The organism is Streptomyces sp. NBC_00414 (assembly GCF_036038375.1).
Classification (GTDB): domain Bacteria; phylum Actinomycetota; class Actinomycetes; order Streptomycetales; family Streptomycetaceae; genus Streptomyces.
This window is the reverse complement of the sequence record NZ_CP107935.1, coordinates 5,832,246-5,855,865: the sequence shown is the minus strand read 5'-3', so window position 1 is coordinate 5,855,865 and position 23,620 is coordinate 5,832,246. Positions and strand designations below refer to the sequence as shown.

Below are 23,620 nucleotides of genomic sequence, written 5' to 3'. Positions count from 1 at the left end.
TCACTTCTTGGGGGCAAAACCGCACACTCTCCTCTACGATCCCCGCCCCCGAGTACGAATCGCCCTCGATCCTAAGTGACATTCCGGCCCCGTCGGACTACTCAGTCAGGCCACGGTCCGATTACTCCTGCGCCCCACCGGCCCCTACTTCGCCGTGAGTGCCCGCCGCAGCCGTCCCTCGTCCACCCGCCAGAACGTGTGCTGCGCCCCGTCCACCAGCACCACCGGGATCTGCTCCCAGTACTCCTTGTGCAGCTCCGCGTCCTCGGTGATGTCCTTCTTCTCCCAGGGCACTCCCAGCTCACCGCAGACCTTCTCCACAACTCCCTGTGCGTCTTCACACAAATGACAGTCGGGCTTCCCGATCAAAGTAACGACCCGCTCCCGCCGCGCACCACGCCCAAAAAGAGACCTCATCCCCCCATTCTCCCGCGCCCCACGCCCCGAGCACGCAGCTCCCCGCGCCCCTGAAGCAGGGGGCCGTCCCATTTAGGGGCGCGGGGAACGGCGCAAAGCCCCGCAGGGGCTTTCCAGGGGCGCGGGGAACGGCGCGACAAGCCCCCACCGGATCCGCACCCGACGCACACCCCCCGGCGAAGCCGACAAGGGGCCGCCCCCAAGGGCAAGGCCCCGCAACAACACCGCCGCGAAGAGTTCACCGCATCCAAACCTCCCGACTCCAGCCGCACCGAACAAACTGGCTATGCTCACGCCATGGCCGCTCTCGGATGGCTCACTCCCCGTAGGCGCTCCGCGACCGCGCGCAGCGTGCTGGCAGGCGAGGCCTCGGCTGAGGCAGCGCGCAAGACCTCCCAGGAACTGGAGGAGCTCGCAACCACGCCCGGCGCCGCCGAACCGGACTTCCCGGTCTACGGCGACGACCAGGCCGCCGCGTTCTTCGACCTGGACAACACCGTGATGCAGGGCGCCGCGATCTTCCACTTCGGCCGCGGCCTCTACAAGCGCAGGTTCTTCGAGTCCCGCGACCTGTACCGGTTCGCCTGGCAGCAGGCCTGGTTCCGGCTGGCCGGCGTCGAGGACCCCGAGCACATGCAGGACGCCCGCGACTCCGCGCTGTCCATCGTCAAGGGCCACCGCGTCGCCGAACTGATGTCGATCGGCGAGGAGATCTACGACGAGTACATGGCCGAGCGCATCTGGCCCGGTACCCGCGCCCTGGCCCAGGCCCACCTGGACGCGGGCCAGAAGGTGTGGCTCGTAACGGCCGCCCCGGTAGAGATCGCCACCGTGATCGCCCGCCGCCTCGGCCTGACCGGTGCCCTCGGCACGGTCGCGGAATCCGTGGACGGCGTATACACCGGCAAGCTCGTCGGCGAACCGCTGCACGGCCCCGCCAAGGCGGAGGCGGTCCGCGCGCTGGCCGCCGCGGAGGGCCTGGACCTCGGCCGCTGCGCCGCGTACAGCGACTCCCACAACGACATCCCGATGCTTTCGCTGGTCGGACACCCGTACGCGATCAACCCGGACGCCAAGCTCCGCAAGCACGCCCGCACCCTCGACTGGCGGCTGCGCGACTACCGCACCGGCCGCAAGGCCGCGAAGGTCGGCATCCCGGCGGCCGCCGGGGTCGGCGCGGTCGCCGGCGGCACGGCTGCCGCGATCGCCCTGCACCGCCGCCGCCGCTAGCGCGGCCCCTCCACCCTGCCCGCCCCACCTCGCCCCGCCATGCCCTGCCGCGCGCCCCTTCGGGGCGGGGCCGTCCCCCTCAGTCACGTTGACGGCACCCGGCCACAACACGCCCTGGACTCAGACGGAACGCGAAACGAATCGATCAACAACCGGTCATGATCCGGCACTTGATCAGGCGTCATTCGGTTACAGAAGCGACGTAATCGATGATTTGAGCAACTGGGTGTAGCACTGCCTGTACGAAGCGTTATTCTCCTCAGACGCATAACGGACCCCACCTTTCGCTACGACGGGTGAACGGTCCGGTACTGCACGTGATGGAAGCTCTGCCTCTGGGAGTCCCGTGTACCCACACGTCGGGGTTGACGCCTCGGGCCTGGCTACGCTGCGCGCAACGGTCCTCGACCGCTTGCGCGGCTTCGTCCCCACCGCGTACGCCGTCCCCGCCCTCGCTGTCTCCGTCGCGCCCGTCGGCCCGTGCTACGCACTGGCCGAGGGAAGCGCGGCGGTCGGCAGACGAGGCCGTTCGAGCGCGCCAGCCACCCCCGCACGCCGCCCGGCCGCAGACAGTGACAGCGCCCGGATGATGGAACTGGTGGAGCGCGCACAGGCCGGAGAGGCCGAGGCCTTCGGCCGGCTCTACGACCAGTACAGCGACACCGTGTACCGCTACATCTACTACCGCGTCGGCGGAAAGGCGACCGCGGAAGACCTCACGAGCGAGACGTTCCTGCGCGCACTGCGCCGCATCGGAACATTCACCTGGCAGGGCCGTGACTTCGGCGCCTGGCTGGTCACCATCGCCCGCAACCTCGTCGCGGACCACTTCAAGTCGAGCCGTTTCCGGCTCGAAGTGACCACCGGCGAGATGCTCGACGCCAACGAGGTCGAGCGCTCACCCGAGGACTCCGTCCTGGAGTCCCTCTCGAACGCGGCACTGCTGGACGCCGTTCGCCGCCTCAATCCCCAGCAGCAGGAGTGCGTGACCCTGCGATTCCTCCAGGGCCTCTCGGTCGCCGAGACCGCCCGCGTCATGGGCAAGAACGAAGGCGCGATCAAGACCCTCCAGTACCGGGCCGTGCGCACCCTGGCCCGGCTCCTCCCGGAAGACGCCCGCTGAGACCCCGCATCCCGCACGCTCGACGCCACACAGCCGGCCCGCCGGACCGGCCCCCGGTACGACTCCGTATGGATCCCCTCATGAATCCATACGCTCAGCGACGTCCAACTCACCCTCCGTGAAAGTCTGTTGACTTCACGGTCCGATCATCCGTCGTCCGTAACCCAAGTGCCGAGCCGCTCGTTGTGCGGGATACAGGCTCCCTGTGGTCACACCCTGGCCGTCTTCGATCACTCGATCGAGTTGTCGTGGTCAGGGGGTGCAACCCTCAGGACCCCCTGGGGAGCCGACCCGTCATGACGAGAGGAGGTGCCGCCAGTGATCGCGAACGTATCGGCGCACCGGCGGACGAACGCCTTCGCCCAGGCCCTGGAGGAGCACTCCGACAGGGATACGGCGGCCGAGCAGTCCGAAGGACCTGCTCCGGCTGTCGCGGACCGGTCCGAGCAGAGCCGGATGCTGTCCCTGGCGACCGGCCTCGGCGAGCTGCCCAAACCGAAGATGGACCCCGAGGTCAAGGTCGTCCAGAGGGCCCAGCTGGTGGCCGCGATGGAGGCCATGCTGATGGAGGGCACGGCCGCGGGCGGCGAGGCGGCCGGCTCTTCGGTCCCCGAGCAGCGGTCCCATCGGGGCAAGGGCGCGCACAGGGCGACCGGGCTGGGGAAACTGCGGCCCCGTTCCCGGCTGTCGAAAGGGCTCGCCGCGGGCGGACTCACCGTCGGTGTGGCCGCCGGAGCCTTCAGCGGGGTCGCCGCTGCCAGCTCCGACGCCCTGCCCGGTGACTCGCTCTACGGGCTCAAGCGCGGAATGGAGGACCTCAGGCTGGGCATGGCCGACGGCAGCAGCGACCGCGGCGAGCTCTATCTCGACCAGGCCTCCACCCGGCTGAGCGAGGCGCGCCGTCTGATGGAGCGCGGCCGCTCGGGCCCCCTGGACCACGAGTCCCTGGGCGAGATCCGGCGTGCGCTGTTCGGCATGCAGCACGACGTCTCCGAGGGCCACCGCCTGCTGCACGAAGCCTATGAGCGGGACCCGGACTCCCTGGGCCCCATCCAGGCGCTCTCCGCCTTCTCGCAGTCGCACCGCGACGCCTGGGGTGCCCTGCGCGACCGGCTGCCCGTCCAGCTCGGCGACGTCAGCCGCCAGGTCAGCTCGGTCTTCGACGCCATAGACGAAGAGGTCGACCCGCTGCGCGCGCTGCTCCCGCAGCCGCCCTCCCCGGAGGGCACGGGCCGTCACCGCGGCGCGAGTTCTGACTCCACCGGCTCCTCCGGTTCGGACCGGCCGGCCTCGCCCAGGGCCACCGGCGGCGACTCGTCCGACGGCACCGGGACGGGCAGCGGAAAGCCCAAGCCGTCCACGTCCAAGACGGAGGACGACGGCCTGCTCGGCGGCAACACGGGCGGCCTCCTCGACCCGCCCGAGGACGACGCCAGCGCCTCCCCGTCAGGCAAGGACACGCCGACACCCGAGCCGGACGTGACCCTGCCGCCCCTGCTCCCGGGCCTGCTCCCGGGCCTGGGCATCGACAGCGAGGACGCGGACTAGCTTCCACCGGTACGCGAGTGGGGGCGCCCTTTTGAAAGGGCGCCCCCACTCGCGTTCGTAATCGCCGTCGGCCGGAAGAACTCAGCCGGACCTAGAAGAACACCGAGCGGCGCTGGACCAACAGCTTGTACAGCGTGTGCTGGATCTGTTCCCGCACCTGGTCCGTCAGGTTGAACATCAGCATCGGGTCCTCGGCCGCCTCCGGCGGATAGCCGTCCGTGCGGATCGGCTCGCCGAACTGGATCGTCCACTTCGTCGGCAGCGGGACCGCGCCCAGCGGACCGAGCCACGGGAAGGTCGGCGTGATCGGGAAGTACGGGAACCCGAGCAGCCGCGCGAGGGTCTTCGCGTTGCCGATCATCGGATAGATCTCCTCCGCGCCCACGATCGAGCACGGAATGATCGGTGTGCCCTGGCGCAGCGCGGTCGACACGAAGCCGCCGCGGCCGAAGCGCTGCAGCTTGTAGCGCTCGCTGAACGGCTTGCCGATGCCCTTGAAGCCCTCCGGCATCACCCCGACCAGCTCGCCGCGCTGCAGAAGCCTTTCGGCGTCCTCCGCGCACGCGAGGGTGTGGCCGGCCTTGCGGGCCAGCTCGTTGACCACGGGCAGCATGAAGACCAGGTCGGCCGCGAGCAGCCGCAGGTGCCGGTTCTCGGGATGGTTGTCGTGGACCGCGACCTGCATCATCAGGCCGTCAAGCGGCAGCGTCCCCGAGTGGTTGGCCACGATCAGCGCCCCGCCCTCCGACGGGATGTTCTCGATGCCCTTCACCTCGACGCGGAAGTACTTCTCGTAGAGGGGGCGCACCAGAGACATCAGGACCTGCTCGGTGAGCTCCTGGTCGTAACCGAAGTCGTCGACCTCGTACTCACCCGTCAGGCGCCGGCGCAGGAACGACAGGCCGCCGGCGACGCGCCGCTCCCAGCCATCGCCCTGCGGCGTGTCCACAGCGGCCGAATCAGCAGCCGGTTCCTCATGCGTCACAGGAACATCATCCTGCTGAATCGTTCGTGCGGGCAGTGGCTGGACCTCGTGAACCGCCGTGGGCTCGCCCTTGCGCCTGCTCCCCGCCCCCCGGCGCCGCGCGGGCCGTTGTACGGCACTCCCGCGGGACCGGTCGTCGTCGAACGGAATGACCTTGGCGTCCGCCATCGTTGATGCGCTCCTCGGTTGGCGCTCAGTTGGCGCTCTGCGTCGGGGGGTGGCCACCGCCCAGTGCGGGCAGTGCGGCGATCCGGTCGACGGCCCCCGCAAGGGCCTCGGGCGGCAGCAGTCCGGGGCCCCGGCTGCGGGCGAAGTCCGCGAACGTCTCCGCCGTCGTGAATTTCGGCTGGTATCCGAGCGTCTCGCGCATCTGGTTCGTCGCCACGACCCGGCCATGGGTGAGCAGCCTCAGCTGCTCGGGCGAGAAGTCCGTCATGCCCACCGTACGCAGTGCCGAGCCCACCCAGCTGATCGCGGGCATCAGCACCGGGACCGTGGGCCGGCCCAGCCTGCGCGCGCACTGCGAGAGCAGCAGGACGCCGTCGCCGGTGATGTTGAACGTGCCGCTGTTGAGCGTGCCCCGGTCCGGTTCGTGCGAGGCGATCCGCAGTACGTCGATCACGTCGTCCTCGTGCACGAACTGCAGCCGCGGGTCGTAGCCGAGGACGGTCGGCAGCACGGGCAGCGAGAAGTACGCGGCGAGCGGGGTGTCCGCGCTCGGTCCGAGGATGTTCGCGAACCGCAGCACGCACACGGCGACGTCGGGCCGCCGCCGCGCGAACCCTCGCACGTACCCCTCGACCTCGACCGTGTCCTTCGCGAAGCCGCCGCTGGGCAGCGACTTGGGCGGGGTCGTCTCGGTGAAGACGGCCGGGTCACGGGGCGCCGATCCATAGACGTTCGTACTGGACTTCACGACCAGCCGCTTGACCGTCGGCGACTTCTGGCAGGCACCGAGCAACTGCATGGTGCCGATGACGTTGGTCTCCTTGACCGTGGCCCGGCTTCCGCTGCCCAGCGGGGTGCCCGTCACGTCCATGTGCACGACCGTGTCCACGGAGTGCTCGGCCAGCAGCCTGGCGATGGTGGGCTGCCTTATGTCGGCCCGTACGAAATCCGCTCCGCCCAGGTGGTGCTCGGGCGCGACCGCGTCCACGGCGACCACCCGGTCCACTTCGGGGTCACGCTGGATCCGTCGTACGAACCGGCCCCCCAGCTGACGGGCCACTCCGGTCACGAGCACGACCTTCCCCAAGATCAGCGCCTTCCTTCCAGCCGTCGACGACATCCTGCTCGTACTCTGCCGTGTTCCCCGTGACGGTCACGTTAGCGGGTCGGTGTTGCGCTGTGATGACTGCCCGATGCACGAAGTGACGGCACCTCCGAACATACGATCAGACCCAGCCATTCGCCGGACGGAACATACGCTCAGACCTACGCACAGCGTTCGCACCGCCGGACGGGGGACGCCGAACAGGACGCCGAATACGCCGAATACGGGGCCTCGGACTCCGAGCTCCCGGACCCCGTGCGCACACGACTGTGGCCCCTCACCAGTCGGTGAGGGGCCACAGAGCGCACTGTCGCAGCGTCGCCCACTCCCCGCTTTCGCGTGGTGGGCCACCGCCGCAGGTCGCGACTACTTCTTGTTGCGTCGCTGAACGCGAGTGCGCTTGAGCAGCTTGCGGTGCTTCTTCTTGGCCATCCGCTTACGCCGCTTCTTGATAACAGAGCCCACGACTACCCTCGCTCACTTCTCTTTACTCGTTGCTGGGCTGCATGGGCCCACACGACTTATGAGGGGCCAGCCTACCCGCCTGAGCGCCAGAGGTTGTAATCGAGGGGTTCCGGGTGAAATCCCGGGGACGCGATCTAGCCTCCCCGGGACTTCCTCCGGAGCGCCGTCAGGCTGTCTCCACCCCCACGTAGGACTCGCGAAGGTACTCGTGAACCGCTTGCTCCGGGACGCGGAACGACCTCCCCACCCGGATCGCGGGCAGATGACCGCTGTGCACCAAGCGGTACACGGTCATCTTCGACACTCGCATCACCGAGGCGACTTCCGCCACGGTAAGGAACTGAACCTCGTTCAGAGGCCTCTCGCCTGCAGCCATGACACACCTGAACCTTCCGCACTCGACGGTCGCCGGCTTCCCCTTCCGGTGACACTTCGTCGCTGCGTGCTCACTCCCCAGAGTAGGGGCGGGTGATGCGAGTGGGGAAGAGGAGGGCCCATCGGCGGCCTACTGTGACAGACACGCTCGATTGAGTACATAGCGAGTAAGCGGTCGGTAGTAATCAGACCGCACAGCGTCATCAAGTGGAACGACGACGGACACCCGCCCCTCTGCCTCGCCGACGAACAGCGCGGGATCATCGGTGTCACCCAGGCCGATGGCCTCGAACCCCAGCTGACCTGCCCCGCAGACCCATCCATGGTCTCCCACCACGAGTTTCGGAAGCGGCCCCCCGGCCTCCGCCGCGGCGGCCAGGACGGCCCGAACCGGGAGGGGGGAGTGCGTGTGCGCGCCGGTCGAGCGACCGGCACCCTGCGCCCCGGGTTCCCGCACCAGCGCGACTCCCCGTACGTAGTCAAGGTTGTACGTGCGTAGACCGAACCGGGTCGTTATGTCGACACAGTGACCATGCGCGGGGGTGAGGACGGTACATCCAGCCGCCGACAGAGCGTCCGCGAGAGCGGCGTAGAAGCCGAGCAGTCGGTGCGGATGTCCGGTGCCGAGCAGCACCGGGGAACGGTTCCGCGCGGCTTCCGCAAGCCGCTCCGCGAAGGCGTCGAGCGCCGCCAGAGTCCGGTCGGGATCGATCACATCGAGTCCGGAGGTATGCCGCGGATCACCCGATACGCCACACTTCTCCGCCATCAAGGCGATCAGGTCGGACTGCTTCCAGGTCCATTCGGGATCGAGTCCGATCGTCAGCCGCGGATCCCGCGCGGCGAACAGCCGATAACTCCTGAGGCTCACCTCACGCGAGGTGGCCACGGTCCCGGCCAGCCTCGCCGCCAGCAGGTGCGCCCGCAACGTTCCGGTACTCAACACCCCCCGATGCTGCCGCACACCCCGCGCCCCCGCCCCTAAAACACCCCGAACACCCCACAGTTGGCGTAACCTCACGGGGGCTCCGCCTCCGAACCCCCGGTCCTCAACCGCCGGACGGGCTGAAATGTCCCCGGGCGGGCTGAGAGATCGAGGCGCGGCCGCGGACCATCCAGCCCGTCCGGCGATTGAGGACGAGCGCGCAGCGCGATTGCGGGGGCGAGGGGGCGAAGCCCCCATGCAGTGACGGGAAGGGTAGGGGCGGCGGGGGCGAAAACAGCCCTAGGCCAACAACCCCCGCAGGGGAAACACGGCCCGCCGAGCGGCCAACACCGCCTGGTCCAGCCGATCCGCAGGGTCGTACCCAGCCTCCCACCCGACGAACGACACGGGCCACCGCCCGTCGGTCATCCGCACGGGCCCCAACTGCCGCGTACGAGCGAACACTTCCTGCCGCCAACTCTCGGGAATGACGGACGAGGGCGCCACCTCCCGCCCCGCGGCGATCGCCACCAGATGCGTCCAGGACCGCGGCACGACATCCACCACGGCATACCCGCCCCCACCGAGAGCGACCCACCGCCCCTCGGCGTACTCGTGCGCCAGCTCATGACAGGCCACCTGCACGGCCCGCTGCGCGTCCAGCGACACCGCGAGATGAGCGAGCGGATCCTCGAAATGCGTATCGGCCCCGTGCTGGGTGACCAGCACCTGCGGCCGGAAGTCGGCGACCAGTTCCGGCACCACGGAGTGGAAGGCCCGCAGCCACCCCGCGTCCCCGGTCCCGGCCGGCAGCGCCACGTTCACGGCGGAGCCCTCCGCCCCGGCGGCCCCGGTCTCCTCGGGCCACCCCGTCTGCGGGAACAGCGTGCGCGGATGCTCGTGCAGCGACACCGTCAGCACCCGCGGGTCCTCCCAGAACGCGGCCTGCACGCCGTCCCCGTGGTGCACGTCCACATCCACGTACGCGACCCGCTCGGCCCCGAGCTCCAGCAGCCGGGCGATGGCCAGCGAGGCGTCGTTGTAGATACAGAACCCGGACGCGCCCCCAGGCATCGCATGATGCAGCCCGCCCGCGAAGTTCACCGCGTGCACCGCGTCGCCCCGCCACACGGCCTCGGCCGCGCCCACCGACTGCCCGGCGATCAGGGCGGACACCTCATGCATACCGGCGAAGGCGGGATCGTCCATGGTCCCGAGCCCGTACGCCCCGTCGGCCGCCCGGGGATCCACGGAAGCGGCCTTGACCGCCTCGACGTAGTCCTCTCTGTGCACCAGGCGCAGGGTCGAGTCGCCGGCGGGCTTGGCCGAGACGACGTCCATCTCCCGGTCGAGCCCGAAGGCGTCGACCAGCCGCCGGGTCAGCGCCAGCCGGACCGGATCCATCGGATGATCCGGGCCGAAGTCATAGCCCGTTACTGCCTCGTCCCACATCAGCTGTGCGCGGCCGCTCATGCCCGTCACCGTATCGGGAAGGTCCGGAAGCGAACGAACGGGCGTAGAACAGTGTCGCGAGCACCAGCGCCATCGGTACGAGCATCGCCCCCCGGTAGCTCCACGCGTCGCCCAGTGCTCCCACCAGGGGAGAGCCCACCAGGAAACCCACGTAGTTGAAGATGTTCAGCCGGGCGACGGCCGCGTCCGCCGCTCCGGGGAAGAGCCGGCCCGCCGCCGCGAAGGTCTGCGGCACGATCACACACAGCCCGAACCCGACGAGTGTGAAGCCGAGCATCCCCACCCAGGCTCCGGGCGCCACCGCCACGACCGCGAAGCCCGCGGCCGCGACCACCGCCCCCAGCCGCACGACGGCGACAGCCCCGAACCGCCGCACCCCGAAGTCCCCCACGGCCCGCCCGAGCAGCGTGGTGACCATATAGACGTTGTACGGAACGGTCGCCAGCTGCTCCGAGCTGCCGAGCACGTCCTGCAGATACTTGGCGCTCCAGTTGGAGACCGTCGAGTCGCCGATGTATGCGAAGGACATCACCAGACACAGCGGCAGCAGCAGCCTGAAACTCACACCCGCCCCACCGGCCCCGCCCGACGCCGACGCCTGGGGCTCCTTGTGCCCGCTCCCGTCGACGTACCACCGGCTCCCGACGAGCGCGGCCGGCAGCAGCACCAGCACGACGGGCAGATACGACACGAACAACGCCAGATCCCAGTGCGCCCCCACCCAGGCGAGCGAGGCCCCGACGATCCCGCCCAGACTGAACGCGGCGTGGAACCCGAGCATGATGCTGCGCCCGTACGTGTGCTGGAGGCTGACCCCGAGCATGTTCATGGACGCGTCGAGGGCTCCCACGGCCAGCCCGAAGGCGGCGAGTGCCAGCCCCAGCTCCCACAGCCCGTCGCCGGCCCCGACGCCCAGCAGCGCGAGCAGCACGACCGGCTGGGCCCAGCGCAGTACGTGACTGGGCGGCACCCGCTTCACCAGGTGCTCGGTGCAGACGCTCCCGACTCCGGCGAGGATCGGTACGGCGGCCAGGAAGGCGGGCAGCAGCCCGTCGGACACCTCGTACCGGTCCTGGATCGCCGGGATACGGGTCACGAGCAGCGCGAAGGCGACGCCCTGGGCGAAGAAGCTGAACGCCAACGAAACCCGGCCACGCCGCAGCACATCGTTCATGGCGGCTCAGCGTAGGGCTCCGCCTTACTCGTGGGTAGACGGTTCAGAAGATGAATTTCGCTCAGCTTCAGCTCTGGAGCAGTCCGATCAGCTCGCTCATCTGCCCGAAGAGCCGGTCGGCGTCCGCCAGTCGCCCGGCCGGCGTCATCGCCGTGAAGCCGTACACGTCCATCCCCGCCGCGACGGCCGCCCGCACGCCGAGCGGGCTGTCCTCGACGACGAGGCACTTCTCCGGGGGCACTCCCATCCGCTCGGCCGCGTGCAGGAACAGATCCGGCGCCGGCTTGCCCCGCCCGACGTCCTGCGAGCTGAAGATGCGCCCGTCGTCGAACCACCGGTCGAGGCCGGTCTTCCGGTGCCCCACGCGGATCCGCTCATGGCTCCCGGACGACGCCACACAGTACGGGACCCCGTCCGCGGTCAGCTTCTCCAGGACCTGCACGGCCCCCGGCACCGGCTCCAGCTCCTTCTCGAAGGCGGCGAACACCCGCCCATGAAAGACATCGTCGAAATCGCCCGGCAACCGCTGCCCGGTCCGCTCCTCGACCATGTCGTGTACGCGATGCATGGCGGCCCCCATGTAGTCGCGCAGGGAGTCCTCGTACGAGGTGGGATGCCCGAGTTCGGTGAGATAGGCGGCGAGAAGCGTGTTGGAGATCGGCTCACTGTCCACGAGGACGCCGTCGTTGTCGAAGATCACCAGGTCGTAGCGCATGACGAAGACCCTAAGCGTCGGAGAATGATTCTGAACGCAGAAAAGCCCCCGCACCGAAGTGCGGGGGCTTTCCCATTAAAACTTGTTCGGCGGCGTCCTACTCTCCCACAGGGTCCCCCCTGCAGTACCATCGGCGCTGTAAGGCTTAGCTTCCGGGTTCGGAATGTAACCGGGCGTTTCCCTCACGCTATGACCACCGAAACACTTTGAAACTCTGATTCAAATCAACCGCACCACACCCCCCGTGACCAAACAAGGGAGTGCGGGGTTGTTCGTGGTTTCAGAACCAACACAGTGGACGCGAGCAACTGAGGACAAGCCCTCGGCCTATTAGTACCGGTCAGCTCCACCCCTTACAGGGCTTCCACATCCGGCCTATCAACCCAGTCGTCTACTGGGAGCCTTAACCAATCTAGTTGGTGGGAATACTCATCTCGAAGCAGGCTTCCCGCTTAGATGCTTTCAGCGGTTATCCCTCCCGAACGTAGCCAACCAGCCATGCCCTTGGCAGGACAACTGGCACACCAGAGGTTCGTCCGTCCCGGTCCTCTCGTACTAGGGACAGCCCTTCTCAATATTCCTACGCGCACAGCGGATAGGGACCGAACTGTCTCACGACGTTCTAAACCCAGCTCGCGTACCGCTTTAATGGGCGAACAGCCCAACCCTTGGGACCGACTCCAGCCCCAGGATGCGACGAGCCGACATCGAGGTGCCAAACCATCCCGTCGATATGGACTCTTGGGGAAGATCAGCCTGTTATCCCCGGGGTACCTTTTATCCGTTGAGCGACGGCGCTTCCACAAGCCACCGCCGGATCACTAGTCCCGACTTTCGTCCCTGCTCGACCCGTCGGTCTCACAGTCAAGCTCCCTTGTGCACTTACACTCAACACCTGATTGCCAACCAGGCTGAGGGAACCTTTGGGCGCCTCCGTTACTCTTTAGGAGGCAACCGCCCCAGTTAAACTACCCATCAGACACTGTCCCTGATCCGGATCACGGACCCAGGTTAGACATCCAGCACGACCAGACTGGTATTTCAACGACGACTCCACACTGGCTGGCGCCAATGCTTCACAGTCTCCCAGCTATCCTACACAAGCCGAACCGAACACCAATATCAAACTATAGTAAAGGTCCCGGGGTCTTTCCGTCCTGCTGCGCGAAACGAGCATCTTTACTCGTAGTGCAATTTCACCGGGCCTATGGTTGAGACAGTCGAGAAGTCGTTACGCCATTCGTGCAGGTCGGAACTTACCCGACAAGGAATTTCGCTACCTTAGGATGGTTATAGTTACCACCGCCGTTTACTGGCGCTTAAGTTCTCAGCTTCGCCAAACCGAAGTTTGACTAACCGGTCCCCTTAACGTTCCAGCACCGGGCAGGCGTCAGTCCGTATACATCGCCTTACGGCTTCGCACGGACCTGTGTTTTTAGTAAACAGTCGCTTCTCGCTGGTCTCTGCGGCCACCCCCAGCTCACCGAGTAAATCGGATCACCAAGAATGGCCCCCTTCTCCCGAAGTTACGGGGGCATTTTGCCGAGTTCCTTAACCATAGTTCACCCGAACGCCTCGGTATTCTCTACCTGACCACCTGAGTCGGTTTAGGGTACGGGCCGCCATGAAACTCGCTAGAGGCTTTTCTCGACAGCATAGGATCATCCACTTCACCACAATCGGCTCGGCATCAGGTCTCACCCTTAACGTCATCCGGATTTACCTAGATAACGGGCTACACCCTTACCCCGGGACTACCACCGCCCGGGCTGGACTACCTTCCTGCGTCACCCCATCACTCACCTACTACAGGTCTGGTCCGTCGGCTCCACCACTTTCCATTCCCCGAAGGGTCCGGAACGGCTTCACGGACTTAGCATCGCCTGGTTCGATGTTTGACGCTTCACAGCGGGTACCGGAATATCAACCGGTTATCCATCGACTACGCCTGTCGGCCTCGCCTTAGGTCCCGACTTACCCTGGGCAGATCAGCTTGACCCAGGAACCCTTAGTCAATCGGCGCACACGTTTCTCACGTGTGTATCGCTACTCATGCCTGCATTCTCACTCGTGAACCGTCCACCACTGCCTTCCGGCGCGGCTTCACCCGGCACACGACGCTCCCCTACCCATCCATACAGGCGTTGGCCCTATTGCATGAATGACACGACTTCGGCGGTACGCTTGAGCCCCGCTACATTGTCGGCGCGGAATCACTAGACCAGTGAGCTATTACGCACTCTTTCAAGGGTGGCTGCTTCTAAGCCAACCTCCTGGTTGTCTGTGCGACTCCACATCCTTTCCCACTTAGCGTACGCTTAGGGGCCTTAGTCGATGCTCTGGGCTGTTTCCCTCTCGACCATGGAGCTTATCCCCCACAGTCTCACTGCCGCGCTCTCACTTACCGGCATTCGGAGTTTGGCTAAGGTCAGTAACCCGGTAGGGCCCATCGCCTATCCAGTGCTCTACCTCCGGTAAGAAACACACGACGCTGCACCTAAATGCATTTCGGGGAGAACCAGCTATCACGGAGTTTGATTGGCCTTTCACCCCTAACCACAGGTCATCCCCCAGGTTTTCAACCCTGGTGGGTTCGGTCCTCCACGACCTCTTACAGCCGCTTCAACCTGCCCATGGCTAGATCACTCCGCTTCGGGTCTTGAGCGCGCTACTATATCGCCCTATTCGGACTCGCTTTCGCTACGGCTTCCCCACACGGGTTAACCTCGCAACACACCGCAAACTCGCAGGCTCATTCTTCAAAAGGCACGCAGTCACGACTGCATGTGCAAGCACATACAGCGACGCTCCCACGGCTTGTAGGCACACGGTTTCAGGTACTATTTCACTCCGCTCCCGCGGTACTTTTCACCATTCCCTCACGGTACTATCCGCTATCGGTCACCAGGGAATATTTAGGCTTAGCGGGTGGTCCCGCCAGATTCACACGGGATTTCTCGGGCCCCGTGCTACTTGGGTGTCTCTCAAACGAGCCGTTGATGTTTCGACTACGGGGGTCTTACCCTCTACGCCGGACCTTTCGCATGTCCTTCGCCTACACCAACGGTTTCTGACTCGTCTCACAGCCGGCAGACTGTGAAAGAGAGATCCCACAACCCCGCATGCGCAACCCCTGCCGGGTCTCACACACATACGGTTTGGCCTCATCCGGTTTCGCTCGCCACTACTCCCGGAATCACGGTTGTTTTCTCTTCCTGCGGGTACTGAGATGTTTCACTTCCCCGCGTTCCCTCCACACACCCTATGTGTTCAGATGTGGGTGACAGCCCATGACGACTGCCGGGTTTCCCCATTCGGAAACCCCCGGATCAAAGCCTGGTTGACGGCTCCCCGGGGACTATCGTGGCCTCCCACGTCCTTCATCGGTTCCTGGTACCAAGGCATCCACCGTGCGCCCTTAAAAACTTGGCCACAGATGCTCGCGTCCACTGTGCAGTTCTCAAACAACGACCAACCACCCGTCACACACCACTCACGCGATGCTTTACCGGGGCCGGCACCGAAGGACGACCATGACGGCCGCACCTTCAGACACCCAACAGCGTGCCCGACACTCCTGATCCCTTCCCTCAACCCTCCACGCTCCGAAGAGCAGTACTGGAAGGAGAAGACCATCACGAGTGCCGAATAATCAACGTTCCACCCTTGAGCAACCACCGTCGAACGTATGCCGACGTAATGGCCCTGGACCACCAAGCAATGCCTGGCGGCCTAGATGCTCCTTAGAAAGGAGGTGATCCAGCCGCACCTTCCGGTACGGCTACCTTGTTACGACTTCGTCCCAATCGCCAGTCCCACCTTCGACAGCTCCCTCCCCACAAGGGGGTTGGGCCACCGGCTTCGGGTGTTACCGACTTTCGTGACGTGACGGGCGGTGTGTACAAGGCCCGGGAACGTATTCACCGCAGCAATGCTGATCTGCGATTACTAGCAACTCCGACTTCATGGGGTCGAGTTGCAGACCCCAATCCGAACTGAGACAGGCTTTTTGAGATTCGCTCCACCTTGCGGTATCGCAGCTCATTGTACCTGCCATTGTAGCACGTGTGCAGCCCAAGACATAAGGGGCATGATGACTTGACGTCGTCCCCACCTTCCTCCGAGTTGACCCCGGCAGTCTCCTGTGAGTCCCCATCACCCCGAAGGGCATGCTGGCAACACAGAACAAGGGTTGCGCTCGTTGCGGGACTTAACCCAACATCTCACGACACGAGCTGACGACAGCCATGCACCACCTGTCACCCGACCACAAGGGGGGCCGTATCTCTACGGCTTTCCGGGCGATGTCAAGCCTTGGTAAGGTTCTTCGCGTTGCGTCGAATTAAGCCACATGCTCCGCTGCTTGTGCGGGCCCCCGTCAATTCCTTTGAGTTTTAGCCTTGCGGCCGTACTCCCCAGGCGGGGAACTTAATGCGTTAGCTGCGGCACCGACGACGTGGAATGTCGCCAACACCTAGTTCCCACCGTTTACGGCGTGGACTACCAGGGTATCTAATCCTGTTCGCTCCCCACGCTTTCGCTCCTCAGCGTCAGTAATGGCCCAGAGATCCGCCTTCGCCACCGGTGTTCCTCCTGATATCTGCGCATTTCACCGCTACACCAGGAATTCCGATCTCCCCTACCACACTCTAGTCTGCCCGTATCGAATGCAGACCCGGGGTTAAGCCCCGGGCTTTCACATCCGACGCGACAGACCGCCTACGAGCTCTTTACGCCCAATAATTCCGGACAACGCTTGCGCCCTACGTATTACCGCGGCTGCTGGCACGTAGTTAGCCGGCGCTTCTTCTGCAGGTACCGTCACTTTCGCTTCTTCCCTGCTGAAAGAGGTTTACAACCCGAAGGCCGTCATCCCTCACGCGGCGTCGCTGCATCAGGCTTTCGCCCATTGTGCAATATTCCCCACTGCTGCCTCCCGTAGGAGTCTGGGCCGTGTCTCAGTCCCAGTGTGGCCGGTCGCCCTCTCAGGCCGGCTACCCGTCGTCGCCTTGGTGAGCTTCTACCTCACCAACAAGCTGATAGGCCGCGGGCTCATCCTTCACCGCCGGAGCTTTCAACCCCCACCCATGCGAGTGGAAGTATCATCCGGTATTAGACCCCGTTTCCAGGGCTTGTCCCAGAGTGAAGGGCAGATTGCCCACGTGTTACTCACCCGTTCGCCACTAATCCACCCCGAAGGGCTTCATCGTTCGACTTGCATGTGTTAAGCACGCCGCCAGCGTTCGTCCTGAGCCAGGATCAAACTCTCCGTGAATGTTTTCCCGTAATCGGGATCACATCATGAGAGCGGAACGACCAACCGGAATAAGGAAGGCCGTTCACAGCGTCCTCGCTGATGCGCCTACCGTGCTTGCGCCCGGCAGGACTTTTTCAAAGGAACCTCGTCCCGACCGAACGGCCGGAGACGGGGTATCAACATATCTGGCGTTGATTTTTGGCACGCTGTTGAGTTCTCAAGGAACGGACGCTTCCTTTGTACTCACCCTCTCGGGCTTTCCTCCGGGCGCTTCCCTTCGGTCTTGCTGTTTTACTGTTGTGCTTGTCTCGCTGTCTTGCGTTTCCGACTCTATCAGACCGTTTCCGGTTCCGATTTCCTCGGTGCTTTCCAGGTTTTCGCTTTCGCGTTTCCCTTTCCGGCGATCCCGACTCTACCAGACCCTTTCAGGCCCGATTCCCAGTCGAAGTGGGGTTGCCTTCCCGGCTGTTGGGCCGTTCCGACGAGTGAGACTTTAGCGGAATCCTGGCCCCCGAGCTAATCGGGGTCACGCTCTTTCGAACGCGGATTCCTCATTTCGCAAACACGCATGAAAGCGGACCGACGACGGATCGTCGATCGCTGTGTGCTTGTTGCGGAATGGCTGTCCGGGGACCAACCGAAGTCGGCGCTCACGTCGGACAACTCGGAGAACACTACGTAGGGGCCAGAGGCGTGTCAACTTGGGTCCGGGGACCATCCCGGAGGCGTACCCTCGGGGCATGACTACGCACGCGTGCACCCAGCTGTGGTGGGCCGCCTGACGGCGGCCGTACATACGCGTGTACTCAACGGCCGCCGCCTCGGCGGCCGTTTTTGCATCTCCTTCCTGGAGCGCCGGCCGGCGGTGGTGGCGGCCTCGACCAGGAGGTAGAGGAATGAAGCGGGTCTTCAGCGGGGTCAAGCCGACCGGGCATCTGACGCTGGGCAACTACCTGGGGGCGATGCGGCGCTGGAGCGCGGTCGACCAGCACCAGGCCGACGCGTTGTTCTGCGTCGTCGACCTGCACGCGCTGACCGTGGACCACGATCCCGGGCGGGTAAGGAGGCTGAGTCGGCAGGCGGCCACCCTGTTGCTGGCCGTAGGACTCGATCCGAAGCTGTGCACCCTCTTCGTACAGAGTCATGTGGATGAGCACGCGCGGCTGTCGTATCTGCTGGAGTGCGTGGCCACGGACGGTGAGATGCGCCGGATGATCCAGTACAAGGAGAAGGCCGCGGCCGAGCGGGCGCGGGGCGGGAGTGTGCGGCTGTCGCTGCTCACCTATCCCGTGCTGATGGCGGCGGACATCCTGGCGTACGGGACCGACGAGGTGCCGGTGGGGGACGACCAGACGCAGCATGTGGAGCTGACTCGGGATGTCGCCGTGCGGTTCAACCAGCGGTACGGGCGGACGTTCGTGGTGCCGCGGACCACGCATCCGGAAGTGGCGGCCCGGGTCATGAACCTGCAGGACCCGACGTCGAAGATGGGGAAGTCCGACGACGTGGGGCCCGGGGTCGTCTATCTGCTCGACGAGCCCGAGGCCGTGCGGAAGAAGATCATGCGGGCCGTGACGGACAGCGGGAGCGAGGTCGTCCACGACCGGGAGGCCCGGCCCGGGGTCTCGAACCTGCTGGAGATCCTCGCGGCCTGTGAAGGTGGGAACCCGGAGGAGCTGGCCGGTGCGTATGGAACGTACGGCTCCTTGAAGAAGGACACCGCCGAGGCCGTCGTCGAGCTCCTCAGGCCCGTACAGCAGAGGCACAAGGAGTTGTGCGCCGATCCTGCGTATGTGGAAGGGGTGTTGCGCGAGGGTGCCGAGAAGGCCAGGGAGATGGCGCGGCCGAGGGTGGACGCGGCGTACCGGGCGATCGGGCTGCTGCCCGCGGGTTGAAGCACGGTGAACGTGAACGGTGGGGAGCGGAGGTTCGCCGCTCCCGCACCGTCGGGTTCTAGCTGTTGCCGGAGGCCAGTTCGCGGCTGCGGTCGCGGGCCGCTTCGAGGGCGGCGATCAGGGCGGCCCGTACGCCGTGGTTCTCCAGTTCGCGGATGGCGTTGATCGTGGTGCCCGCGGGGGACGTGACGTTCTCGCGGAGCTTCACGGGGTGCTCGCCGCTGTCGCGGAGCATCACGGCGGCGCCGATCGCGGACTGGACGATGAGGTCGTGGGCCTTGTCGCGGGGCAGGCCGAGCAGGATGCCGGCGTCCGTCATGGCCTCGACCAGGTAGAAGAAGTACGCCGGTCCCGAGCCGGAGAGGGCGGTGCAGGCGTCCTGCTGGGACTCGGGGACGCGGAGCGTCTTGCCGACGGCGCCGAAGATCTCCTCGGCGTGCGCGAGGTGATCGGCGGTGGCGTGGCTGCCGGCGGAGATGACGGACATGGCCTCGTCGACGAGGGCGGGGGTGTTCGTCATGACACGGACGACGGGGGTGCCCTGGGTGAGGCGCTCCTCGAAGAAGGAGGTGGGGATGCCCGCCGCGCCGCTGATGACCAGGCGGTCGGCGGGGACGTACGGGGCGAGTTCGTCGAGGAGGGTGCCCATGTCCTGCGGCTTGACCGTGAGGATCAGGGTGTCCGCCGTCTTTGCGGCCTCCTGATTGGTGACCGGGGTGACGCCGTGGCGCTCCTGGAGTTCCCTGGCGCGCTCCGGGCGGCGGGCCGTGACCAGGAGGTCGGCGGGGGCCCAGCCGGCTCGGATCATTCCGCTGAGCAGGGCCTCGCCGATCTTGCCGGTGCCGAGCACTGCGACTTTCTGGGTCATGTTCGGTTGCCCTCCGGGGGTGCGTCGTCCGGGGCCCATCCTCGCACCGGGGGCCCGGGGGCGGGCCGCGCCGTCCGCTGGGCGGGACGCGGTCAGGGGGTGCGGCGGCGAAGAGTTGCCGCGCCGAGGGTCAGTACGAGGAGGGCGCAGGCCGCGACGATCAGGGCGTCGCGGACGAAGGCGGCGGTGACGTCGGTGTGCTTGAGGACTTCGTTCATGCCGTCGACGGCGTACGACATGGGGAGCACGTCGGAGATGCCCTCCAGTACGGGGTGCATGTCGGGGCGCGGGGTGAACAGTCCGCAGAGGAGGAGCTGCGGGAAGATCACGGCCGGCATGAACTGGACGGCCTGGAACTCGGAGGACGCGAACGCCGAGACGAAGAGGCCGAGGGCGGTGCCGAGCAGCGCGTCGAGCAGGGCGACCAGGAGGAGCAGCCAGGCCGAGCCGGTGACGTCGAGGCCGAGGGCCCAGACGGCGAGTCCGGTGGCGAGGACGGACTGGACGATGGCGATCGCCCCGAAGGCGAGGGCGTAGCCGGCGATGAGGTCGCCCTTGCCGAGGGGCATGGCGAGGAGGCGTTCCAGGGTGCCGGAGGTGCGTTCGCGGAGGGTCGCGATGGAGGTCACCAGGAACATCGTGATGAGGGGGAAGATGCCTAGCAGTGAGGCGCCGATGGAGTCGAAGGTGCGCGGGCTGCCGTCGAAGACGTAGCGGAGCAGCAGGAGCATCAGGCACGGGATGAGGATCATCAGCGCGATCGTGCGCGGGTCGTGGCGGAGCTGGCGCAGGACCCGGGTCGCGGTGGCGGTGGTGCGGGCGAGGTTGATCGCGCGCGGCTCGGGGGGCGCGGCCGGGCTCGTGCGTGGGGCGGCGGTCGTGGTCATCGGACGGACTCCTTGCGGGACTGGGCACCGGCGGCGATCGCTTCGTCGACCAGGTGGAGGAAGGCGGCCTCGACGGTGTCCGCGCCGGTCCGGGTGCGCAGGGCGTCCGGGGTGTCGGCGGCGAGGATCTCGCCCTCGCGCATCAGGAGCAGGCGGTGGCAGCGTTCGGCCTCGTCCATGACGTGGGAGGAGACGAGGAGGGTGGCGCCCCGGTCGGCGGCGATGGTGTGGAAGAGCTGCCACAGGTCGCGGCGGAGTACGGGGTCGAGGCCGACCGTGGGTTCGTCGAGGACGAGGAGTTCCGGGGTGCCGAGGAGGGCCACGGCGAGGGAGACGCGGCTGCGCTGGCCGCCGGAGAGGTTGCCCGCGAGGGCGTCGGCGTGGGAGGCGAGGTCGACGTCGGAGATGGCGTGCTCGACGTTCTCGTGGCGGCGGTCGGCGGCGGCGCGGCCGGGGTCGAGGATCGCGGCGAAGTAGTCCAGGTTCTGGCGGACCGACAGGTCGTCGTAGACGGAGGGGGCCTGGGTGACGTAGCCGATGCGGGAGCGGAGGGCGGCGTGGCCTGCGGGGAGGCCTAGGACGTCGAGGGTGCCGGTGGCCTTGGCCTGGGTGCCGACGATCGACCTCATCAGGGTGGATTTGCCGCATCCGGAAGGGCCGAGGAGGCCGGTGATCCGGCCGCGAGGGACGTCGAAGTCGAGGCCGCGGAGGACTTGGCGGGGGCCCCGGACGACGGTGAGGCCGGCGGCGTGGACCGCCGGGTGGTCGGGGGGTGGTGGCGTGGGGGCAGGAGAGCCGGACGCATTATTCATCATGTGATGAATAATGCGCCTGGGTGGGGGCCTCGTCAACCCTGGGCGGCGACGATCAGGACGACCTCGTAGCTCTCCTCCACCTGGCCGTTCGGGAACGCCTTCAGGACGTGTTCGCGCTCCTCGGCGAAGAAGGCGGCCGTCGTCTCCTCGCCCAGGACCAGGAAGACCGAGTGGCTGCTGATGTTGGCCAGGTGGGCGTCGAGGGAGACCGTTCGGCTCCAGCGGAGCACGTGGCGGGTGCAGGCGGGGATGTACGGGGCGCGGGCGAAGACGTCCTCCGTACGGGCCCGGCGGCCGGAACCGCGCTTCTCGGCGACGTCTCCGCCGATGAACTCCTCCACGCGCCGGTTCTGTCGCGCCTGCCAGGGGATGTCGAGGGCGGGGTTGTTCCACCAGAGGGTCAGGGCGCCGTCCGGGCGCAGGACACGCATGGCCTCCGGGAGGGAGCGGGCCGGGTTCGTCCAGTGCCAGGACTGGGCGTAGGTGAGGAAGTCGACGGAGGCGGTGGCCAGGGGCAGCGCGTCTCCGTCGCCCCGGACGATCGGGGCGCCGGGGAGGGAGCGGCGGAACTGGGCCGTCATTCCCTCGCCGGGTTCGATCGCGACCACGTTCGCGCCGCGGGCTCGGAGGAGGGTGGTGGCCATGCCCGTGCCGGCGCCCACGTCCGCGACTCGGGCGCCCTTTAGTGGTTGGCCCGCCGCCTGCTCGATCGTGTCGAGGAGGGTGGGGGGATAGGACGGGCGGTTGGCGGCGTACTGGGCTGCGGCGCGGTTGAAGGAGTGGGCGTGGGGGGTGGGTGAGGGGGTTGCGGTCATGGGTCCATCGTGGCTACCGCCGGTGGGGGTGGAGGCGCTTTTGGTTGAGCGGCGGGTGCGGGGCGGCTACCGCCGGTGGGGGGCCTAGCCGCTTTGGGTTGAGCGTCGGGCGCGGCGCGGCGTGGCTTGTCGCGCAGTTCCCCGCGCCCCTAATACAGCGCGGCTACGCCCCGGCCGGATCTTCGAGTGCGGCCCAGTGAGGGCTGAGCGCGCAGTTCCCCGCGCCCCTAATACAGCGGGGCTACGCCCCGGCCGGATCTTCGAGTGCGGCCCAGTGAGGGCTGAGCGCGCAGTTCCTCGCGCCCCTAAAAGCAGCGGGGCTGCTGCCCAAGCTGCTTTGCGGGTGCGGGGCCGGGTGTGGCGAAGGCGCGCTCGGTCACGGTCTCAAGGGTGGCCCGTCAGGCGCGGCCCTTGCGGCGGGCCGCTCGGCGGGCGTACGCGGCGCGGGCCGTCTCGTACTCCGTGCGGTGGAGGCCCTCGCCCGGGGCCTCCGTCAGCGAGCGGAAGAAGTACGCGGCGAGGGCGCCGACGAAGCCGATGGTCAGCAGACCCCGCAGGGCGGACTCGGTGTCCGGGGCCGGGCGCTTCGAGTGTCCCGCCCAGGTGTGGCGGAACGCGAGCGCGCTGCAGACGGCGAACATCGCTACGACCACGAGGGTGACGAACCCGCCCACGGCCGCGATCTCCAGTCCCTCGTAGGCGAAGCGCAGGACCAGGCAACTGGCCACGATCGCGGCGAGCGAGCCGACGGCCACGGCCACGCGGCGGGCCGCGTAGCCGCCGTCGTGGTCCACCCAGGTCGCTGCGAAGAAACGGATCGGTTCGGGGCGGGGCCCCGCGGGGCTGCCTGGTTCGTGGCTCACCGTTTGATTATCGCCTCGGCCCGCGGACTGAGCGGCCCGCGGGCCGAGGGCTGGGCCGGCAGGGCGTCAGGCGCAGCGCGAGGCCACGTACCCGTCGCTGCCCGTGTGGACGTACGCGTCGGACACGTACTCCCCGACCTCGATGTTGTCCCAGATCTTCGTCGTCCCGTAGGGGCCGCTGATCGTCTCCCCCGGGCGCTGGCAGAAGATCGGGACCCTGGAGCCGGGCGCCAGCGTGCGGACCAGGCGGTACTGGGTGCCGGGACCGCTGCGGACGTTCACGGTGTAGCCGGGCGCGATCGAGTAGTACTTCACCGCGGCGACGGCCGCGGCGGCCTCCGCGCTCGCCGCCTCCACGCTCTGCGTCTCCACAACCGCTTCGGCCTCCGCGGCCTCCGGGACCGATTCGGCCTCTCTGACCTCTTCAACAGCCATGTGTGTCTCCCCGTTGGATGTGCTGTCTTTGTTTTGTGCACGCGGAGGCTAGCAAGCCGCGTGGGTCTCGTACGAACCATCG

Annotated in this window: 19 protein-coding genes and 3 rRNA genes; 4 read left to right on the top strand and 18 right to left on the bottom strand. The window is 66.8% G+C overall.

Translation table 11 applies throughout. From position 1 onward, the window contains the following. Positions 1–144: 144 nt before the first annotated feature. Entirely contained in the window at positions 145–417 is a 273-nt protein-coding gene (locus tag OHS59_RS25445) for a glutaredoxin family protein (protein ID WP_328495705.1), read from the bottom strand. 297 nt (positions 418–714) lie between these two features. Between OHS59_RS25445 and OHS59_RS25440 the strand changes: the two genes are divergently transcribed. From OHS59_RS25440 to OHS59_RS25430, 3 genes are all read left to right on the top strand, one after another. Further along, entirely contained in the window at positions 715–1,647 is a 933-nt protein-coding gene (locus OHS59_RS25440) for an HAD family hydrolase (RefSeq protein ID WP_328495704.1), read from the top strand. A 346-nt stretch (positions 1,648–1,993) separates the two neighbouring features. Next, the gene (locus OHS59_RS25435; protein ID WP_189778786.1) at positions 1,994–2,770 is read left to right on the top strand and encodes an ECF subfamily RNA polymerase sigma factor, BldN family; all 777 of its coding nucleotides are present in this window, start codon (positions 1,994–1,996) and stop codon (positions 2,768–2,770) included. A 318-nt stretch (positions 2,771–3,088) separates the two neighbouring features. Continuing rightward, positions 3,089–4,318 carry a DUF5667 domain-containing protein gene (locus OHS59_RS25430; protein WP_328495703.1) on the top strand — a complete coding sequence of 410 codons (1,230 nt, stop codon included), beginning with the start codon at positions 3,089–3,091 and terminating at the stop codon, positions 4,316–4,318. A gap of 91 nt (positions 4,319–4,409) precedes the next feature. Here OHS59_RS25430 and OHS59_RS25425 read toward each other — a convergent pair whose 3' ends face one another. From OHS59_RS25425 to OHS59_RS25375, 11 genes are all read right to left on the bottom strand, one after another. Then, complete coding sequence (locus OHS59_RS25425) at positions 4,410–5,471, bottom strand: lysophospholipid acyltransferase family protein (RefSeq protein WP_328495702.1); 1,062 nt, start codon at positions 5,469–5,471, stop codon at positions 4,410–4,412. 25 nt (positions 5,472–5,496) lie between these two features. Further along, positions 5,497–6,558: an NAD-dependent epimerase/dehydratase family protein gene (locus OHS59_RS25420; RefSeq protein ID WP_328495701.1), complete on the bottom strand. Its 1,062-nt coding sequence runs from the start codon at positions 6,556–6,558 to the stop codon at positions 5,497–5,499. Positions 6,559–6,942: 384 nt separating this feature from the next. After that, the gene (locus OHS59_RS25415; protein ID WP_003948845.1) at positions 6,943–7,041 is read right to left on the bottom strand and encodes a 30S ribosomal protein bS22; all 99 of its coding nucleotides are present in this window, start codon (positions 7,039–7,041) and stop codon (positions 6,943–6,945) included. Between the two features lie 166 nt (positions 7,042–7,207). Continuing rightward, positions 7,208–7,417 carry a helix-turn-helix domain-containing protein gene (locus tag OHS59_RS25410; RefSeq protein ID WP_093781815.1) on the bottom strand — a complete coding sequence of 70 codons (210 nt, stop codon included), beginning with the start codon at positions 7,415–7,417 and terminating at the stop codon, positions 7,208–7,210. A gap of 129 nt (positions 7,418–7,546) precedes the next feature. Next, complete coding sequence (locus OHS59_RS25405) at positions 7,547–8,362, bottom strand: phosphatase (RefSeq protein ID WP_328499351.1); 816 nt, start codon at positions 8,360–8,362, stop codon at positions 7,547–7,549. Between the two features lie 279 nt (positions 8,363–8,641). Further along, on the bottom strand, positions 8,642–9,814 hold the full coding sequence (locus OHS59_RS25400) for an acetoin utilization protein AcuC (RefSeq protein ID WP_328495700.1): 1,173 nt from the start codon (positions 9,812–9,814) through the stop codon (positions 8,642–8,644). Continuing rightward, a complete protein-coding gene (locus OHS59_RS25395) occupies positions 9,765–10,988 on the bottom strand; it encodes an MFS transporter (RefSeq protein ID WP_328495699.1) in 1,224 nt (407 codons plus the stop codon). Before OHS59_RS25395 ends, OHS59_RS25400 begins: the two co-directional genes overlap by 50 nt. A 67-nt stretch (positions 10,989–11,055) precedes the next feature. Next, entirely contained in the window at positions 11,056–11,703 is a 648-nt protein-coding gene (locus tag OHS59_RS25390) for an HAD family hydrolase (protein WP_328495698.1), read from the bottom strand. A gap of 84 nt (positions 11,704–11,787) precedes the next feature. Next, a 5S ribosomal RNA gene (rrf, locus tag OHS59_RS25385) occupies positions 11,788–11,904 on the bottom strand. 109 nt (positions 11,905–12,013) lie between these two features. Next, a 23S ribosomal RNA gene (locus OHS59_RS25380) occupies positions 12,014–15,135 on the bottom strand. Between the two features lie 315 nt (positions 15,136–15,450). Beyond that, positions 15,451–16,978: ribosomal RNA gene (locus OHS59_RS25375) — 16S ribosomal RNA — on the bottom strand. The 16S, 23S and 5S rRNA genes sit together here, the layout of an rRNA operon. 878 nt (positions 16,979–17,856) lie before the next feature. Here OHS59_RS25375 and trpS point away from each other — a divergent pair. Next, positions 17,857–18,855: a tryptophan--tRNA ligase gene (trpS, locus tag OHS59_RS25370; protein WP_328495697.1), complete on the top strand. Its 999-nt coding sequence runs from the start codon at positions 17,857–17,859 to the stop codon at positions 18,853–18,855. A 58-nt stretch (positions 18,856–18,913) separates the two neighbouring features. Here trpS and proC read toward each other — a convergent pair whose 3' ends face one another. The 6 genes from proC to OHS59_RS25340 all read right to left on the bottom strand — a co-directional run bounded on the left by proC (position 18,914) and on the right by OHS59_RS25340 (position 23,538). Next, entirely contained in the window at positions 18,914–19,723 is an 810-nt protein-coding gene (proC, locus tag OHS59_RS25365; protein ID WP_328495696.1) for a pyrroline-5-carboxylate reductase, read from the bottom strand. A 92-nt stretch (positions 19,724–19,815) separates the two neighbouring features. Beyond that, positions 19,816–20,610: an ABC transporter permease gene (locus tag OHS59_RS25360; protein WP_328495695.1), complete on the bottom strand. Its 795-nt coding sequence runs from the start codon at positions 20,608–20,610 to the stop codon at positions 19,816–19,818. Beyond that, complete coding sequence (locus OHS59_RS25355) at positions 20,607–21,425, bottom strand: ABC transporter ATP-binding protein (RefSeq protein ID WP_328495694.1); 819 nt, start codon at positions 21,423–21,425, stop codon at positions 20,607–20,609. Before OHS59_RS25355 ends, OHS59_RS25360 begins: the two co-directional genes overlap by 4 nt. Positions 21,426–21,457: 32 nt before the next feature. Further along, complete coding sequence (locus tag OHS59_RS25350) at positions 21,458–22,240, bottom strand: class I SAM-dependent methyltransferase (protein WP_328495693.1); 783 nt, start codon at positions 22,238–22,240, stop codon at positions 21,458–21,460. A gap of 398 nt (positions 22,241–22,638) precedes the next feature. Then, positions 22,639–23,103 (bottom strand): EamA/RhaT family transporter, encoded by a 465-nt coding sequence (locus OHS59_RS25345; protein WP_328495692.1) that lies wholly within the window; start codon positions 23,101–23,103, stop codon positions 22,639–22,641. Between the two features lie 66 nt (positions 23,104–23,169). After that, positions 23,170–23,538, bottom strand: coding sequence for an SH3 domain-containing protein (locus tag OHS59_RS25340; protein WP_328495691.1), 369 nt, complete (start codon positions 23,536–23,538; stop codon positions 23,170–23,172). Positions 23,539–23,620: the final 82 nt, after the last annotated feature.

Coding starts and splice junctions, on each gene's coding strand:
- proC (WP_328495696.1), bottom strand. CDS start 19,723: ATGACCCAGAAAGTCGCAGTGCTCGGCACCGGCAAGATCGGCGAGGCC.
- OHS59_RS25395 (WP_328495699.1), bottom strand. CDS start 10,988: ATGAACGATGTGCTGCGGCGTGGCCGGGTTTCGTTGGCGTTCAGCTTC.
- trpS (WP_328495697.1), top strand. CDS start 17,857: ATGAAGCGGGTCTTCAGCGGGGTCAAGCCGACCGGGCATCTGACGCTG.
- OHS59_RS25400 (WP_328495700.1), bottom strand. CDS start 9,814: ATGAGCGGCCGCGCACAGCTGATGTGGGACGAGGCAGTAACGGGCTAT.
- OHS59_RS25410 (WP_093781815.1), bottom strand. CDS start 7,417: ATGGCTGCAGGCGAGAGGCCTCTGAACGAGGTTCAGTTCCTTACCGTG.
- OHS59_RS25355 (WP_328495694.1), bottom strand. CDS start 21,425: ATGATGAATAATGCGTCCGGCTCTCCTGCCCCCACGCCACCACCCCCC.
- OHS59_RS25390 (WP_328495698.1), bottom strand. CDS start 11,703: ATGCGCTACGACCTGGTGATCTTCGACAACGACGGCGTCCTCGTGGAC.
- OHS59_RS25340 (WP_328495691.1), bottom strand. CDS start 23,538: ATGGCTGTTGAAGAGGTCAGAGAGGCCGAATCGGTCCCGGAGGCCGCG.
- OHS59_RS25350 (WP_328495693.1), bottom strand. CDS start 22,240: ATGACCGCAACCCCCTCACCCACCCCCCACGCCCACTCCTTCAACCGC.
- OHS59_RS25425 (WP_328495702.1), bottom strand. CDS start 5,471: ATGGCGGACGCCAAGGTCATTCCGTTCGACGACGACCGGTCCCGCGGG.
- OHS59_RS25445 (WP_328495705.1), bottom strand. CDS start 417: ATGAGGTCTCTTTTTGGGCGTGGTGCGCGGCGGGAGCGGGTCGTTACT.
- OHS59_RS25440 (WP_328495704.1), top strand. CDS start 715: ATGGCCGCTCTCGGATGGCTCACTCCCCGTAGGCGCTCCGCGACCGCG.
- OHS59_RS25360 (WP_328495695.1), bottom strand. CDS start 20,610: ATGACCACGACCGCCGCCCCACGCACGAGCCCGGCCGCGCCCCCCGAG.